Source organism: Plantibacter sp. RU18 (assembly GCF_050613355.1).
In the GTDB taxonomy this organism is placed as follows: domain Bacteria; phylum Actinomycetota; class Actinomycetes; order Actinomycetales; family Microbacteriaceae; genus Plantibacter.
Genome location: NZ_CP159618.1, coordinates 1,459,473 through 1,474,780, shown reverse-complemented (window position 1 = coordinate 1,474,780; position 15,308 = coordinate 1,459,473). Strand labels below are relative to the sequence as shown.

At 65.3% G+C, this 15,308-nt stretch carries 12 protein-coding genes; 3 read left to right on the top strand and 9 right to left on the bottom strand.

What is annotated here, in order from left to right:
• Positions 1 to 45 precede the first annotated feature (45 nt).
• A complete protein-coding gene (locus tag ABMA10_RS07195; protein WP_431031361.1) occupies positions 46 to 663 on the top strand; it encodes a TetR/AcrR family transcriptional regulator in 618 nt (205 codons plus the stop codon).
• A gap of 104 nt (positions 664 to 767) precedes the next feature.
• Entirely contained in the window at positions 768 to 1,523 is a 756-nt protein-coding gene (locus tag ABMA10_RS07190) for a FadR/GntR family transcriptional regulator (RefSeq protein ID WP_431031360.1), read from the top strand.
• On the opposite strand, the gene ABMA10_RS07185 is transcribed toward ABMA10_RS07190, so the two are convergent.
• From ABMA10_RS07185 to ABMA10_RS07145, 9 genes are all read right to left on the bottom strand, one after another.
• Positions 1,462 to 2,274: an SDR family NAD(P)-dependent oxidoreductase gene (locus ABMA10_RS07185; RefSeq protein ID WP_431031359.1), complete on the bottom strand. Its 813-nt coding sequence runs from the start codon at positions 2,272 to 2,274 to the stop codon at positions 1,462 to 1,464. The genes ABMA10_RS07190 and ABMA10_RS07185 overlap by 62 nt on opposite strands.
• The gene (locus ABMA10_RS07180; protein ID WP_431031358.1) at positions 2,271 to 2,933 is read right to left on the bottom strand and encodes an RraA family protein; all 663 of its coding nucleotides are present in this window, start codon (positions 2,931 to 2,933) and stop codon (positions 2,271 to 2,273) included. The genes ABMA10_RS07185 and ABMA10_RS07180 overlap by 4 nt, the downstream gene beginning before the upstream one ends.
• A gap of 32 nt (positions 2,934 to 2,965) precedes the next feature.
• Positions 2,966 to 4,525, bottom strand: coding sequence for an alpha-L-arabinofuranosidase C-terminal domain-containing protein (locus tag ABMA10_RS07175; protein ID WP_431031357.1), 1,560 nt, complete (start codon positions 4,523 to 4,525; stop codon positions 2,966 to 2,968).
• A complete protein-coding gene (locus ABMA10_RS07170; protein WP_431031356.1) occupies positions 4,518 to 7,142 on the bottom strand; it encodes a dipeptide ABC transporter ATP-binding protein in 2,625 nt (874 codons plus the stop codon). The genes ABMA10_RS07175 and ABMA10_RS07170 overlap by 8 nt, the downstream gene beginning before the upstream one ends.
• Positions 7,139 to 8,077, bottom strand: a complete 939-nt coding sequence (locus tag ABMA10_RS07165) for an ABC transporter permease (RefSeq protein ID WP_431031355.1) — start codon at positions 8,075 to 8,077, stop codon at positions 7,139 to 7,141. Before ABMA10_RS07165 ends, ABMA10_RS07170 begins: the two co-directional genes overlap by 4 nt.
• 57 nt (positions 8,078 to 8,134) lie before the next feature.
• Complete coding sequence (locus tag ABMA10_RS07160) at positions 8,135 to 9,664, bottom strand: ABC transporter substrate-binding protein (protein WP_431031354.1); 1,530 nt, start codon at positions 9,662 to 9,664, stop codon at positions 8,135 to 8,137.
• A 403-nt stretch (positions 9,665 to 10,067) separates the two neighbouring features.
• Positions 10,068 to 10,925, bottom strand: coding sequence for an MBL fold metallo-hydrolase (locus ABMA10_RS07155; RefSeq protein ID WP_431031353.1), 858 nt, complete (start codon positions 10,923 to 10,925; stop codon positions 10,068 to 10,070).
• A complete protein-coding gene (locus tag ABMA10_RS07150) occupies positions 10,922 to 13,105 on the bottom strand; it encodes a glycoside hydrolase family 3 C-terminal domain-containing protein (RefSeq protein ID WP_431031352.1) in 2,184 nt (727 codons plus the stop codon). The genes ABMA10_RS07155 and ABMA10_RS07150 overlap by 4 nt, the downstream gene beginning before the upstream one ends.
• A 28-nt stretch (positions 13,106 to 13,133) precedes the next feature.
• A complete protein-coding gene (locus ABMA10_RS07145) occupies positions 13,134 to 14,381 on the bottom strand; it encodes a mandelate racemase/muconate lactonizing enzyme family protein (protein ID WP_431031351.1) in 1,248 nt (415 codons plus the stop codon).
• 118 nt (positions 14,382 to 14,499) lie between these two features.
• Here ABMA10_RS07145 and ABMA10_RS07140 point away from each other — a divergent pair, with 118 nt between their 5' ends.
• Positions 14,500 to 15,270, top strand: a complete 771-nt coding sequence (locus ABMA10_RS07140; protein ID WP_431031350.1) for a FadR/GntR family transcriptional regulator — start codon at positions 14,500 to 14,502, stop codon at positions 15,268 to 15,270.
• The last annotated feature ends 38 nt before the right edge of the window (positions 15,271 to 15,308 follow it).

Genomic DNA, 15,308 nt, shown 5'->3' with positions numbered 1-15,308 from the left:
TCGCTCCACAAGCCATTGTGGGCCATCTGATTTAGAATCGTCAATATGCAGACGAAACGGGCTGGGCGGCCTCCGTCCTTCGATCGCGAGATTGCCCTGCGCGAGGCGGCGCGGTTGTTTTGGCGCCATGGATTCTCGGGCACCTCCACACGGGTGCTGAGTTCCGCTCTCGGGATCTCGAGTTCCAGCCTGTACGCCGCGTTCGGAACGAAGGCCGACCTGTTCGAAGAAGCAATCCGCACCTACGCGCTTCGGTACAGCGCGATCTATGACAGTGCGGTGGCCGAGCCCACGGTCGAGCGCGTGATTGAGCGACTGCTCATGGACTCCGTCACTGAGTTCACCCGATCCACTGAAGGGCATCCCGGCTGCCTGACGGGCAGTGCCGTCATGGCCGACACTTCCGCCACTCTCAACGTCCGAAAGTATGTCGCTGACCTGCAAGACGCTGACGAGGCGCGCCTCGGCGCCCGCCTTCAGCGCGCGGTCGTGGAGGGCGATCTTGCCGCAACGACGAACGTCACAGTGCTGACAGAACTGGTGCAGACCCTCTGGCAAGGGCTTTCGGCACGCGCGGATCTCGGGGCAAGTCGCGAGGAACTGCTCGGCGTGGCCTCCCTCGCTCTCACACTGCTCGGCCCCACCCGCACGAAGATTCAGTAGCGCCGAGGCCCACCTCTTTCTCTTGTCAGTCATCCACTTCTTCGATTAGTTGATAGCCTTTTAACGATGGCCGTCGGTCGCAGCAAGGAAACCGGAGAGTGTCTATGCCACGTTCCCTGAAGAGGACGTCGCTTACTGATCAGGTCACCGAGGCCATCATCGAATTGATCTCGGAACGGAGCCTGAAGCCTGGCGATCGACTTCCCGCCAGCGGCGAGCTGGCGAAGATGCTCGACGTGAGCGTGCCGGTCGTCCGTGAGGCGGTAGCCGGTCTAGCGGCCATCGGGCTCGTAGAACGGCAGCAGGGACGAGAGAGCACGATTGCCACTCCCAACTCATCGCATCTCGGTCGACTGTTCAGTCTGCGCGTGATCGGCAGCGCAGTCGATGATGAGCAGGTTCAGCAGTTCCGCGAGATCGTAGAGGTGGGGAACGCGCGTCTCGCCGCACGCAATCGCAATCCCGAGAGTCTGGCTGCGCTCGAGGCCGCGATGGCGATCTTGGCGAGCGCCCGAACCGCAGAAGAGCTGCATGACGCGGACGTCGCGTTCCACTCGGCGGTCGCGGATGCTGCCGACAACGACCTCTGCCAGCTCACGCTGGAATCGCTCGAGCCGCTGCTGTGGCGGCTGCGCCGCCGGGTGCGGAGCGGATGGGTACAGCAGGGTGGCGAGTTCGATCCGGTCATCGAAGCGCACCGTGCGATCCTCGCGGCGATCGCCGCCGGAGACGAGGACCAAGCAGCACGGGCGATGGCGGACAACCTCGGCCAGGCGCGCATCGGACTCGAGGAGTCCATCAGGAGCGGCGATCAGCCGGCGGCTCCCTCGCCGAATTCCGAGCGACTTCCTCTCCAGTGAGACCGTAGCGAAGCAGCGCCTGACTGTAGCCTCCGTCGATCAGGATGCGGGATCCCGTCACGTAGCGCGAAGCATCGGACGCGAGGAACAGCACTGCACCGACGAGGTCGTCGATCGCGCCGACGCGTCCGAGCGGGATCCACGATTCGAATCGGTCGCGTCCCATCTCTTCGATGACGTCGCGGTTGATGTCAGTCTCGATCGCGCCCGGGGCGATGGAGTTGACGCGGATGCCCGACGCAGCCAGCTCGAGTGCCATCGTCCGCCCAGCAGCGTCAAGAGCGGCCTTGGAAGCGACGTAGGCGACGTTGCCTGCATACGGCACGCTGTCGTGGATACTCGTAACGTTGATCACAGTCCCTGGTCTCCCCTGACGCAGCAGCGGGACGAGTGATCCAGTGATCAGGATCGGAGCGACGACGTTGACGTCGAACGTTTGCCTCAGCGAGGCCCCGTCCATCGCGGTGAGCGGTGCGGGTAGCTCGACACCCGCGTTGTTGACGAGGATGTCGAGCTGCTCGATCCGGGCGTGGACAGCGGCGGTCAGCTCACCGATGCCCTGCTCGGTGGACAGATCGGCCAGGATCATCGAGTCGTCCTGGACCTGGGAGGCGTGCGCCGGGGAGCCGTGCCGGAGCACCCGGGCACCCGCAGCCTGCAGCGCATCCGCGATACCGGCGCCGATTCCCCGGCTGCTACCTGTGACGAGTGCTGTTGCACCTTCCAGGCCCGGGAACGTCGGCGAACTCACAGTACTCCGTAGGTGCGGAGGGCTTCGGTCGAACTCATCCCCGCCTCGATTGCGCTGCGCACGGTGTTCTCGGTCCGCGCCTTCGCCAGCGCACGTTCGATCACTTCGTCCTCCACCGCCGCCGGGATGACGATCACACCATCGATATCACCGAAGATGAGGTCGCCAGGTGCGATCTCGACGTCGCCGATACGCACCTGGCATCGGAAGTCGATCACCGATGACCGCACGGCGGCATCCTGCGCGTAGCCACCGCGACTGAATACCGGGAACTCCTGCTGCAGCACCCGGGGAGTATCGCGGTGGTAGCCATCGACCACGGCCCCCACCGCACCACGCTGTCGGGCCGTGGCGGTGAGAATCTCTCCCCATGCGGAGCACGGGATCGTGGCGTTCTGCGCGACGTAGACCTCTCCCGGCTCGAGCTGGTCGAGCGCTTCGGTGAGCCTGCCGAACGGCTTCGTCTGCGGCCCCGTCACATCGGCGACGAGCACGGGCATCGCCCTGCCGACGACCACCATCTCGTTCTTGATGCCGTGGATCTCCGGCGGAAGGAACTGCCGCCGATAACCAAGTTCATCCAGAATGTCACCGACCACGGGCGTGTACAGCTCGCCACGGATCGCGTTCATGCGCTCTGCGTCTTTGGATGCGGCCATTGCGCCACCTCTCGTCATCTGCTCATTCATGGTCATCGGCTGACGACTGCAACGCCAGCGGGGGGAACCGTCACGACCAGTCGCCCATCGTCGACGTGCACCACCTTCTCGCGTAGCTGAAGGACGTCCGGGTGATCGAAGTCATTCTGCGCCCACACATCGGGCCCAGCAATCCATTGAACCTTCGCGGGACCGTCTGCCCAACTGATCACCTCGACGTCGTGCGCGGCCTCAGGGTCGGCGTTCACCAGGAACACCGCGCTCCGATCGCCCTCGCGGGTTGCTGCCGCCGTGATCACGCGAGCCTCGCGCGGCTCGATGAGGATGCTCCCGCTCATGGCTGCGGGGTCGAGACCTTCGAAGGGCTGGACGTGCATCGAGGGACTTTCCACTCTGGTCGAGAGGCTGCGGCCACGGGCATGGTGGGAGTACAGGCGCGCGACGAGGAAGGACACGGTGACAAATAGGCGCTTGTCGTCGGTCTGGATCGGCGCCAGACAGTTGACCAGGTGGCTGATGAACGCCATCGGGATGCGGTCGGCATGGGCGAGGATCGCGTTGTAGCATCCGGCGAAGAACGCGGCGTTGCCCAGCGGATGATTCGTCGCGAGGTGGTCGTCGAACTGCACCATCCGGTTCCACTCGTCGAAGGAGATGTCGATGCGGCGGTCAGGCCCGGTCAGGTCGTCGACGAACCCAATAGTTGTGGCGAATGCATCCTCGAGAAGCTGCGGGGAAGTCGACAGTTGGCGGAGGTCGCCCGTCGTGCGGAGCGGTCGCTCGATCATGCCGGGGAAGTACCAGTGGACCGACAGCAGATCGATGTCGTCCTTGCACTCCTGGAGCACGCCGGCGTTCCACACCTTGGCGGGATACGGGGCCATGCCGGCCGGCATGCTCTCGTGGGTGTTGTTGACGGGCAGCCCGACCGCGACGAACTTGATGTCCGGGTCGACGGCCCTCATGGCGCGCGCGAACTCAACCACTCGGCGGCCGTACACCGTAGGTTCGGCATGTGCGTACTCCTGGATCCCCCAGGCTTCATTGCCGAGTGACCACCACGTCACCGGGCGGGGCGAGCGTCGGTCCACGTTGCAGTATCGCACCCAGTCCGCAGCCTCTTCGGGAGTCCCCGTGCCCATGTTGACGACGAGGAACGGTTCTGCGTCGACGTCGAGACAGTACTGGAGGAACTCGTCGGTGCCGAGGAGGTTGGGTTCGGGAGGTCCGATAAGCCGCCCGATGTCTTCCGGGGTCGACGCGAAGGTCGAGTTGGTGCCGAATCCGCCGAGCCGCTGGGTCACCGTCGTCCAGAACGTCTCCTCCACGAGTGGACGCTCGGACTTCGGGCCGACGCCATCGCGCCAGTGATAGTCATCCGAGAAGCAGCCGCCCGGGTAGCGGAGAGCGCGAACGCCCATCGCCTCGATGGCAGCCTTCGTATCCGATCGCGGGATGTCATGCTCCGCGTCCCAGATGCCGGGGTCGACGGTGCGGCCGAAGTGTTCGATCATCCCCCCGAAGATCAAGGGGGATATGAGCTGTCCTGGTTCATCCGAGCCGATGGTGACAGTGGCGAAGGGTTCAGTCATGGTGTGCCTTTCTTGAAGAGGGGTGTGTTCCGTTAAGGAGTCGAGGCTCGATGGCGGGCTCGGCTCTGCGCCGCTCGCGGCGCTCGGCTTGCACGACGGGGTCGGGATAAGGAGATGCCGCCGCCAGTCGGCGCGTGTACGGGTCATGGGGCTCTGTCGCGACGACTTCACTCGCACCCACCTCAACGAGCGAGCCGTGTTGGAGAACGGCTGTCCGGTCACCGATATGTCGCACGACGTCGAGGTCGTGGGAGATGAACAGGTATGCGACCCGGGTGCGCTGTTGCAGCTCTGCGAACAGATCGAGGACGCTGGCTTGGGTCGAGAGGTCGAGCGCGCTCACTGCTTCATCGCAGATGATGAGCCGCGGCGAGCGCGACAGCGCCCGCGCGATGGCTATCCTCTGCCTCTGGCCGCCAGAGAACTCGTTTGCGCGGCGTCGTCCCGCATCCGCCGGAAGATGCACGGCATCGAGAAGGCTCTGAACCCGCTTGATCGCGCCGGCGCGGCTGACCGTCGGATCGATGAGCAGCGGTTCGACCAGGATGTCCTCAACCGCCATCGCCGGGTTGAGCGAGCTGTACGGATCTTGGAACACGACCTGGATGTCGGAGCTCAGCGCCCTCCGCGTCCTCTTGGAGGCGAAGGCGATGCTCGTTCCGTCCCAGAGGATGTCCCCCTCGGTAACGGGGGCGAGCCCCAGGATGGCACGTCCGATGGTCGACTTGCCTGAACCGGACTCGCCGACGAGGCCTAAGGTCTCGCCCTCGCGAATCGAGAACGAGACGTCCTTCACCGCGACGAATTCGTGGCCGCGCCGACCTGGGTATGTCACCTTGAGCTTCTCTACGCGGAGGATCTCTGCTGCGCCGTCCAGCTGCGTGGGCGTGCGGGGTGAAAGGTGCGCCGGAGCGGCCGCAAGCAGCGCTCGGGTGTAGCTGTGATCTGGCTCGGCGAAGAGGGTCCGGACGGGCGCGGACTCGAGTACATTCCCGGACCTCATCACCGCAACGTCGTCGCAGATATCAGCGACGACGCCGAAGTCGTGGGTGACGAGGACGACCGCGATATCGCGCTCCACGATGATCGAGCGAAGCAGATCGAGGACCTCTGCCTGCACCGTCACGTCGAGAGCGGTGGTCGGCTCGTCGGCGATGATGAGCTTCGGGTCGCAGGAGACCGCGCCGGCGATCAGCACGCGCTGCGCCATGCCACCGGAGATCTGGTGCGGGAAGCTGTCGAGAGTGCGGCCGGGGTCGGCGATGCCCACCCGGGCCAGCAAGTCGTTCGCTCTCCTGCGGGCCTCACGGCGGGAAAGCCCGAGATGACGACGCATCGGTTCGATGAGCTGGCTGCCGATCGTAAAGCTCGGATCGAGATTCGACATCGGCTCCTGAGGAATGTAGCCGATCTCGCGGCCGAGAACGCCCTTGAGGTCGGCTGCGCCGAGCTGCACCAGGTCTCGACCGTTGAAGACGGCCGAACCGGCGACCACTGCGCCGCCGGCGGAGAGCAGTCCGAGCACGCCGAGAACTGTCTGGGTCTTGCCTGAGCCGGATTCGCCGACCAGCCCGAGCACGCGGCCTCGGTCGACAGAGAAGCTCACGCCGTCGACGACTCGGCGGTCGCGGCCATCGAGTCGGTACTCGATCTTGAGGTCGGTCACCTCGAGCAAGTGTTCTGAAGGCGGCCGTACGGCGACCGTCTCGGCGACGACGCGCTTGCGGCGGCGCCTCTTCGTCGGCGTCGTTCCGTCGCTGATGAGGTCGCGCCCCACCGAGGCGAGCAGGATGAGGCAGACCACTGTGAGGGTGATGGCCAGCGCCGGGGGCAGGAGCAGGAGCGGGGTGTTGTAGATGTCCTTGAACGCGTCACCGAGCATGCCACCCCAGCTTGCGGCCCCCTGTTCGCCGATGCCGATGAACTCGAGGCCGGCCTGCACGATGAGCGCGAGTCCGAAGATGAAGCCGATCTGGATGAGCGCGACCGGGAGCACCACGCCCAAGATGTGTCGGCCCATGATCGCGAGGTCGCCGATGCCCGACACTTTCGCGGCGTCGATGTACAGCTCGCGCCGAACATCGATGACTGCCGCCCGAACGGGGCGGAACATGGCGGGAATCATGAGGATCCCGAAGACGGCCATCACGGCGACGGGGTTGGAGCCGATGAGGACGGAGACGGCGAGCAACGCGACGATCGCGGGGAGCGCTTGGATCAGATCCGACAACCAACTTGCGGCTGAATCGAGCCTGCCGCTGTAGTAGCCGGCGGCGAGACCCATCGGCACGCCGAGCAGGAACGTGACCGCGGTGGCGGTGAGGCCGGCGAGCAGGGTTACTTGGCCGCCGAACAGGAGACGGCTGAGGACGTCGCGGCCCGAGGAGTCCGTTCCGAGAAGATGCCCAGCCCCGGGAGGCTGCCGTACGGCCGTCACATCGGCAAAGCCGGGCGACGGGAGACCGAAGACGGGAGCGAGCGCGCAGATCAGCACGATCACGAGCAGCACGACCGCGGGGATGAGCATGGCGGGGCTGCGAAGCAGACGGTGAAGCGTCGACCGTCGATCGAGAAGGGTGGCGGTCGCCAGAGCGAGAGTTGTGGGAGGAACGGTCACGAGCGGACTTTCGGGTTGAGCCATGCATAGGCGAGATCCATGACGAGGTTGACGACGACGACAGCGACGACGACGGTGATCACTGCGCCCTGGATGACAGGCTGATCCTGCTGCGTCGCGGCCCCGACGGTCAGCGCGCCGAGACCGGGCAAGGCGAACATGTACTCGATGACCACGGCGCCGCTGAGCAGTCCGATGAACTGGAGAGACAGGACGGTGAGCGCGACGGGCGCCGAGTTCCGGAGGACATGTTTGAAGTAGATGGACCCCGTTCCCAGTCCCCGACTGCGGAGTGTGCGGACGTAGTCCTGCTGCATGGTCGCGATGGCCGCGTTCCTCGTCTGCTGTGCCACCGCGGCGGTGGCTGCGATCGCCAGTGCGATCACGGGCAGCACGATCGACTTGGCCCAGAGGCCCGGGTCGGATCCGAAGTCGACCCATCCGGTCGCTGGGACGACGCGGAGGTTGATCGCGAACACCGTGATGAGCAGGATCGCGACGATGAAGTTCGGGACGGCGAAGCCGAGTACGGCGAACGGCTGTATCGCGCTGTCGACGGGGCCACGTCGCGCCGCGGCGAGAAGACCAATGCCGACGCCGACCACACCGGCGAGAACGATGGCGATGATCGTGATCGACAAGGTGACAGGCAGGCGCATGGCTATCGAGTCGGCCACTGACTGATTCGTGAACCATGAGGTACCGAGGTCACCGGTGAGCATCTTGCGGACCCAGCCGAAGTAGGCCGCGAATACGTTTTGGTCGAGCCCTAGCGCGGTCCGCTTCGCCTCCACCTGGGCGCCGGTCGCGCTGACCCCCAGGATCGCGCGAGCTGGGTCTCCGGGCGTGAGCCAGGTGAGCGCGAATGAGATGAATGACACCACGATAATGAGCACGACCGCTGAGGCGATGCGTTTCAGCAAGAAAGGGAACATGATGACCTCCGGGTCGAGGGGCGGCCGAATGTCGGCCGCCCCCCGCGAGCGATCCGCCTATTTGGCGGGCCGGTAGTTGTAGATCGACGGAACGATCTGCTGCGGTTGGGGTGTCACCGTCACGTCGGCGCCGACGAACATCAGGTTGCTGACGACGTAGAAGGGGTCGAACCATGCCTGATCGACGATGTAGGCGGACAACTCCTTGTAGAGCGCGTCTTGTGCCTCCCCGTCAGCGGCAGCGATCTTCGTCATGAGCTCGGTGATCTTCGGATCGGCGACGTGGTACGGGTTCCATGCTCCGCCTTCACTGAGGAGCAGGCTCGCGTCGAGCCAGTTCTGAGAAGCACCCCAGCTGAAGAAGAACGATGAGTACTGTCCACTGAGGTATGGTCCCAGGCCCGCCGCCGGGGTCTGCGGGTCGTATTCGATGGTGATGCCAACGTCCGCCAGCTGCTGTTCAATGATCGGATACACCTCGGGAAGGAAGGCGTCTGAGGATGGCATCCTCAAAGTGAACCCATCCGCGTAGCCCGCCTCCTGGAGAAGCTCCTTAGCTTTGTCGGGGTCGTAGGGGTACCTGTCGTCGAGCTTCGGCTCGAATGCTGGGGTGTTCGGGTAGAACACTTGAGTGGTGGGTGTCCCCTGCTCGAACGCGACCGACTTCAGGATCGCGTCTCCATCGATTGCATAGTTCAGAGCCTGACGAACGCGGACGTCGCCGAGCGCGGGCGTAGCGGCGCCCTTTCGATCGATGAGGAACAGGCCCTGCCAGTCACCCGGCGTCGAGACGACCGTGAGCCCGGACGATCGGGCTTCAGACAGCTGCGACGGAGCACCGTAGACCGCATCGACCTGCCCCGTCTTGGCGGCGTTCAAACGCGCGGTGGGATCGGTCAGCACCCGAATGCTGATCGAATCGAACGGGAACGCCTCGGGGTCGTAGTAGTTCTCATTGCGCTCGAATACGTACACGTCGCCGCGTCGCGTGGCTTTCGTGTCGAGGACGTAGGGGCCGGTACCCGCGGGAACACTCGCTAGATCGGTATCGGCGACGGCGGGATTGGTGATCATGCCGGCGACCAGGGCCAAATTGTGCGCGAGCGCCGGATCGGGGGCGCCGAGGTGCAGCTGAACCGTTGTGTCGTCGAGCCCGTTCACTGACTCCACCGATGCAAGGGCCGTCGAGCGCGGCCCGTTCGACGCCTTGAAGCGCCCCAAGGAGGAGACCACGGCCTCGGCGGTGAGGGGCGTTCCATCCGAGAACTTCACGTCGTCGCGGAGCTTCAACTCCATGGTCGTCTTCGCCTCGTCGACGTAGTCCCAACTGGTCGCGAGCATGGGAACCAGATCGCCCTGATCATTCAGCTTTATGAGGGTGTCGTAGGCAGGCTGCAGAAACGGCATGTAATGCCCGACGTCTGACTGTGCAGGGTCGAGTGACGCAGCGTCGACGAACGAGCCGAGGTCGAGCGACGCTTGGTCGTCGCTGCTGCCGCCGCCCGTCGTGCATCCGGTCAGCGCGGCCATCAGTATGGCTGCGGTTGCGAGTCCGCCTATGAGCGATCTCGGAAATCGTGAAAACACAGCATCCTCCTTGAAGTTGTGCAGAGCGGGTTTCCCCGAGTTCTTATCTTATAAGATATGTTGCTATATGGAAAGCTGTTAAGCAAGGGATCGGCTGAGAACATGCTCTTCGCCGAGCTCACGCGAGACGATGTCTGCGCCGTCGAGCGCCCCGCCGTGGGCAGGAGGCCGTCGAGCCATCCACAAGCGAGACGGCCCCTCCGGACCCCAGCTTGACCGCGATCGCGCGGAGTCTGGGGAGGGCGTCTCGACGCTAGCCCTCCCCTGCGCGGTCCTCGGCGTCACCTCAATCGCTCGCAGGCCTCCGCCGGCGGACCCCGCCGCGATCGGGTCGAATTCGTCCAGATCGTCGATCGTGAAGACGGGGATGATTTCGGCTGACGGAGCTTCTCGAGCGTCGTCGTCACGTGGCGGCGCCGACAATCGTGAGGGCACGGCCCACAGGAAGTGTGACCGCGGGTACGCCCCATGCCTCGGCCGCGGCCTCGAAGCGCCCCAGCGCATCCGCATCGATGTTCTGCGCGAACATGTCGTAGTGCATGGGGAGCGTGAGGTGCGCCCCGCTCGACTGCGCCAGCTGCACCGCCTCCTCCGCATCCATGTTGCCCGCAAAGCCTGCCGCGGCCCGCTTCGGACTTCGCCCGTTGATCGGCACAGCAAGCAGGTCGACGGAAGCCGTTGCGAGAGCCGAGACGATCCGCGGATGTACGCGAGCATCACCGAGGTGAGCCACGGTGGTTCGGCCGTCCCCGACGAGCCAGCCGAGGTAGGGGTGGCCGCGGGGCCCATCGTCGAAGTCATCGTGCGGCACCGCGAACGAGCGCAGCCGCAAACCGGAGATCTCCGCGCTGGTCCCGTCGTCGCAGGACACGATGCGTTCTTGCGCCCAGCCGAGTTCGCCGACGAGGCCCGCGCAGGATCTCGGAACGGCGATCATCGCACCCGGGCTCTGTTTCGCGAGGGATCGAATCGTCGGCGGGTCGAGGTGATCGAGGTGGTCATGGCTGCAGATGACAAGATCCAGCATATCCAGATCGACCGGGTCCAGTGGAGAGCGCGTGAGCCTTCGGTGGTCGAACGGGTCGCCGAGGACAGCCTCGCAATGGTTGCTGAGGTAGGGGTCGACCAGCACCGTGGCGCGAGGGAAGCGCAAGAGGACCCCGGACTGTCCGAGCCGCCACACGACGGCGCTCCCCTCCGAAGGACGCGCCCCACGGAGCGCCGCGACGAGCGCCGCGCCCGCGAGCTCGGGCTCGATCATACGGGCTGCTCCGCGTCGAGCTCCCGAACGAGACGGACGTCGCGTGACGACGCTGCGATGTCGAAGCGAACGACACCCGGCGCGCGGACCCACCGACTCTCCGCAACCGACCAGACGGACAGATAGATTGCCGGAATCCTGATGATAGCCTCCCGATTCTCGCCCGGCTCGAGCTCCGCCGACACCCAGCCCACCAACCGACGCGGGGTCGCTGCAGCTTCGGGCAAGGTCGCATATACCTGCGCGACCTCCCGCCCGGCGACCACACCCGTATTGGTGAGCGAGACCGTGATGACGGCCCCTCCTGTGCGCTCGGAGACGACGGATGCGCCGTCATACGAGAACCGCGCGTACGACAGTCCATGCCCGAACGGGAAGGCGACGCGCTTGCCGGTGGCGTCAAACCACTTGTAGCCGAGCAGCAGGCCCTCGTCGTAGACGGCATCGAAATACTCACCCTGCTTCTCAGCGAGGATGTTCACCAGAGTGAGTTCCACCGGTCCGCCCTTTCCACGCAGCGGTGGCAGGGGAAACACCTCGCGGTGGGGAAGGTCGTCCTCGCTGTCGGGGAATGTCGCGGGCAGCTTCCCCGAAGGAGCGACAGCGCCCGACAGGATGGCCGCCAGCGCCTCTCCTCCCCGATGCCCGGGATACCATGCGGCGAGCAGTGCGGCGACGTCGTTCCGCCACGGGGTCAGGACGACGCCTCCAGTCTCGAGGACGACGACAGTCGGTGTGCCTGTGGACGCGACGGCTGTGATGAGTTCGTCCTGGGCGTCGGGCAGGTGCAGGTCGGGCACGTCGAAGTGCTCCATGGTGAGCTGGTGCGCAATCACCACGACGACGTCGCACTCCGCGGCGAGGATCGCAGCTGCGGCATGGTCCGTCCCTGCGTCGAAGCGGACCTCAGCTTTGGGAAGAGCCTCGCGAAGAGCCCCGACGGGCGAAGACGGAAGCCAGTATCGTGGCAAGTTACCCTGGGCGTCGGAGACAGGGTCGCCGCCGATCGGGCGCACCGCCCCGGAGCCCCCGCCGGATGGGACCGCGATGTCCGCATGCGACCCGATGACCCCAACCACACCGGAGAAGCTGCGAGAGAGCGGAAGGACGCCATCGTTCTGCAGCAGCACAATGCCCTCTTCGGCGACCCGCTGCGCTGTATTCAGACAGGCGTCGATCTCCCGAGCAGGACGTCCGGACGAGTCCAGAGCTCCGACCGCGATGAGGCTCCTCAGGATGCGGAGGTTCATGTCGTCAAGTCGCGACTCGGGCACCTCGCCGTTCTCGATAGCGGTTCTGAGACGCGATCCATACCAGTGGGCGTGCGGAAACTCCTGGTCGAGCCCGGCCAGCGCCGACGCCACTGTGCTGTGCGCGGCACCCCAGTCCGACATCACCCAGCCGCTGAAGCCCCATTCGTCCTTGAGTACCTCCGTGAGAAGGTAGTGGTTCTCCGAGGCATATGTCCCGTTGAGCTTGTTGTACGACGTCATCACCGCCCCCACACCGACCTCGTCGGTTTCGTCGGCCGGCCCGGTGAGTGCCACCTCGAATGCGAGCAGCTCGCCTTCGCGCAGAGCCCGCTCCCCCACCACCGAGTTGACGACGAATCGGCCGGTCTCCTGAAAGTTCGCTGCAAAGTGCTTCACCGAGGCGACGACACCCTCGTCCTGCGTGCCGAGCATCTCTTGACGGGTGATGGTTCCGGCGAGAATCGGGTCCTCTCCGTGGTACTCGAACGCGCGTCCGGAACGAGGCTCGATCGTGAGATTGCAGGCGGCACCCAGCATGACGTTGATGCCCTGGGCGCGCGCCTCCCGCCCCACTCGACGACCGAACTCCCGGATCAGCGGAACGTCCCATGTCGATGCCTGCGCCATGGCGGACGGAAACGAGACGCTTTCACCTCCTTCACGGGGGACGAGGCTCGTGACGCCCATACCGGCCCCCGCGAGCTGAAGACCCGGAATGCCGAGCCGCGGCACGCCCGGCACGAAGCCGTCGGATCCCACGGCGCCGGGCGGTGGGGTCATCTCCTCGGTCAGACCGAATACTCCGCCAGGGACAACATGGGCGGCGGAATCGACCGGCATCCCCAAGTAGCCAGTGACGAGCTGGATCTTCTCGTCGAGGGTCATCGCCTCAACCAGGTCGGAGGCTCGTGCGTCGGGGCTGGTCATGTTCTCTCTCATTCTCGGTCGGGTCACTTCAGCGGGCGAAGACCGTGGTGCCGGGCTTCGCCCAGCGCTCGACGACCTCGAGCACCGGTTCGACTCCGATGCCCGGTCGATCGGTCATAGCAATCTGTCCGTGCTCGATGAGGGGGACATCGACAAGGTCGGCGAAGAAGGGAACGTCCTGCGCGTGGTACTCGAGAGCGAGGAAGTTCGGCCAGGTCGCCGACACCTGCGCGGCGAACGCCGTGCCGATAGGACCAGCGATGTTGTGGGGCGCGATCGAGAGGCCACGATCCGCACTACTCGCCGCGATCCGCCTGGCCTCGGAAACGCCACCGACCTTACCGAGGTCGGGTGTGACGACCGCAAGCGCTCCCGCCGAGATCACAGGCTCGAACGAGCGATGACCGATGAGGTTCTCGCCCCCGCCAAGCGGGACACGGGTGGACTGCGACAGAGCGATGAGCCCGCTCACGTTTTCAGGCGGCAAGGGGTCTTCAAGCCACATGATCGGCTGATGCTCGACGGCCGCGGCAAGTCGCACAGCCGAAGCCATGTCGTAGCGCCAATGCAGGTCGAAGGAGAGCTCGACACCCGGCCCAGCACCCTCAGCGATCGCGTCGGCCATATCATGCGCAAGCGATTCAGCGCCTGGCGGCAGAGTCCGTGACCCCCGTTTCGTCGGAACCAGACCCGGCACGTCGAGATCGAATTTGAGCGCGTCGAACCCCGCATCGACCGCAGCGCGGGCGCGCTCGGCGAGCAGGTCGAGGTCGACCGGTTCGGTCTCGGCGTCGATGTCGAAGAGGCTCTTGCCCACCGTCCCGTCAGCCACCTGGCCGCTGGCGTCCAACCAGGGAACGGGACGGATGTCGAGCATCGGCCCGAGGCTCATCAGTCCCGCCCCTCCATGGCAGTCGGCGTAGACGCGGACGGATCGGTGGAACGCGCCACCAAGCAGCCGCCAGAGTGGAACGCCGAGCTCGCGGGCGTTCAGGTCCCAGAGGGCGCCGTCGATTGCCGACAGGGCGTTGTGCACGATTCCGCCCACCGATCCCGCGCCTGACGTCGCCGCGCGAAGCCTGGCGCCGATGACCTCGACATCTGTCGCGTCATCACCCTCGATTAGGCGACCCATCTCGCCGATGATCTCCGGGAGGCCCGGAGCGAAGAACGCCTCGCCCCACCCGACCGCACCTGACTCTGCTTCGATCCGGACGATTGTCCAATCAAAGTTCGCTGCAACCACGGCCGTCGATACTGACCTGATTCTGGACATTACACGCCTCCTTGCGTGCCGCTCGGAGCGGCGGCTCTAACTTATAATAGAAGTAATGAGGTAGTCAACATGATGACGAGTTCGCTATAGTCTGACGAGTCGAGTGCAAAGGGGACCCATGCCGATCTCGCTCAAGCGCAACTCTCTCGCCGAGCAAGCTGCCGAAGCAATCATCGAGATCATCGATGACCAGCAACTCCGCGATGGAGACCCCCTCCCCGCAACTGCGGATCTCGCCGAGATGCTCGACGTCAGCATCCCCGTCATCAGAGAGGCGGTAGCGGGACTCGCCGCCATCGGCCTACTCAAGCGCCACCAGGGCCGCGAGAGCACAGTCTCCGTTCCCGATTCGTCTCACATGGCCAGACTCCTGACACTCCGAGTCGTCGGAGCCGAGGTCGAAGACGAACGTCTGCAGCAGTTCCGCGAGATCGTCGAGGTGGGCAATGCTCGCCTCGCCGCCCTCCACCGAACGCCCGACGACCTCGCCTCGATGGACGCGGCAATGGACCAGATGCGCACGGTCACGACCGCAGAAGACCTGCATGCCGCAGACGTCGACTTTCACGCAGCTATGGCCCGCGCCACAGCCAACGATCTCTGCGAACTCACGCTCGAGGCGCTCGAGCCCGTCCTGTGGCGACTTCGCCGCAGGGTGTGGAGCGGGTGGGTCGCAGCCGGCGGAAGCCTGGACAGCATCATCGACGCCCACACCATCATCCTGGAAGCCATCCGCGCCGGAAACGCATCCGACGCCTCACAGGCCATGTCAAATCACCTCGCCCAAGCCCGCGCCGGTCTGGAAGCGCCACTCGACAAGGTGGCGAGAACCCGAGCGCAGCACCTCGCGCCCGACCCGCGGATGACCGAGACGCTATCGGCTACCTGAGCGAGAGTGAGCGATTGGCGGCGTTGGCCGTCACGCAC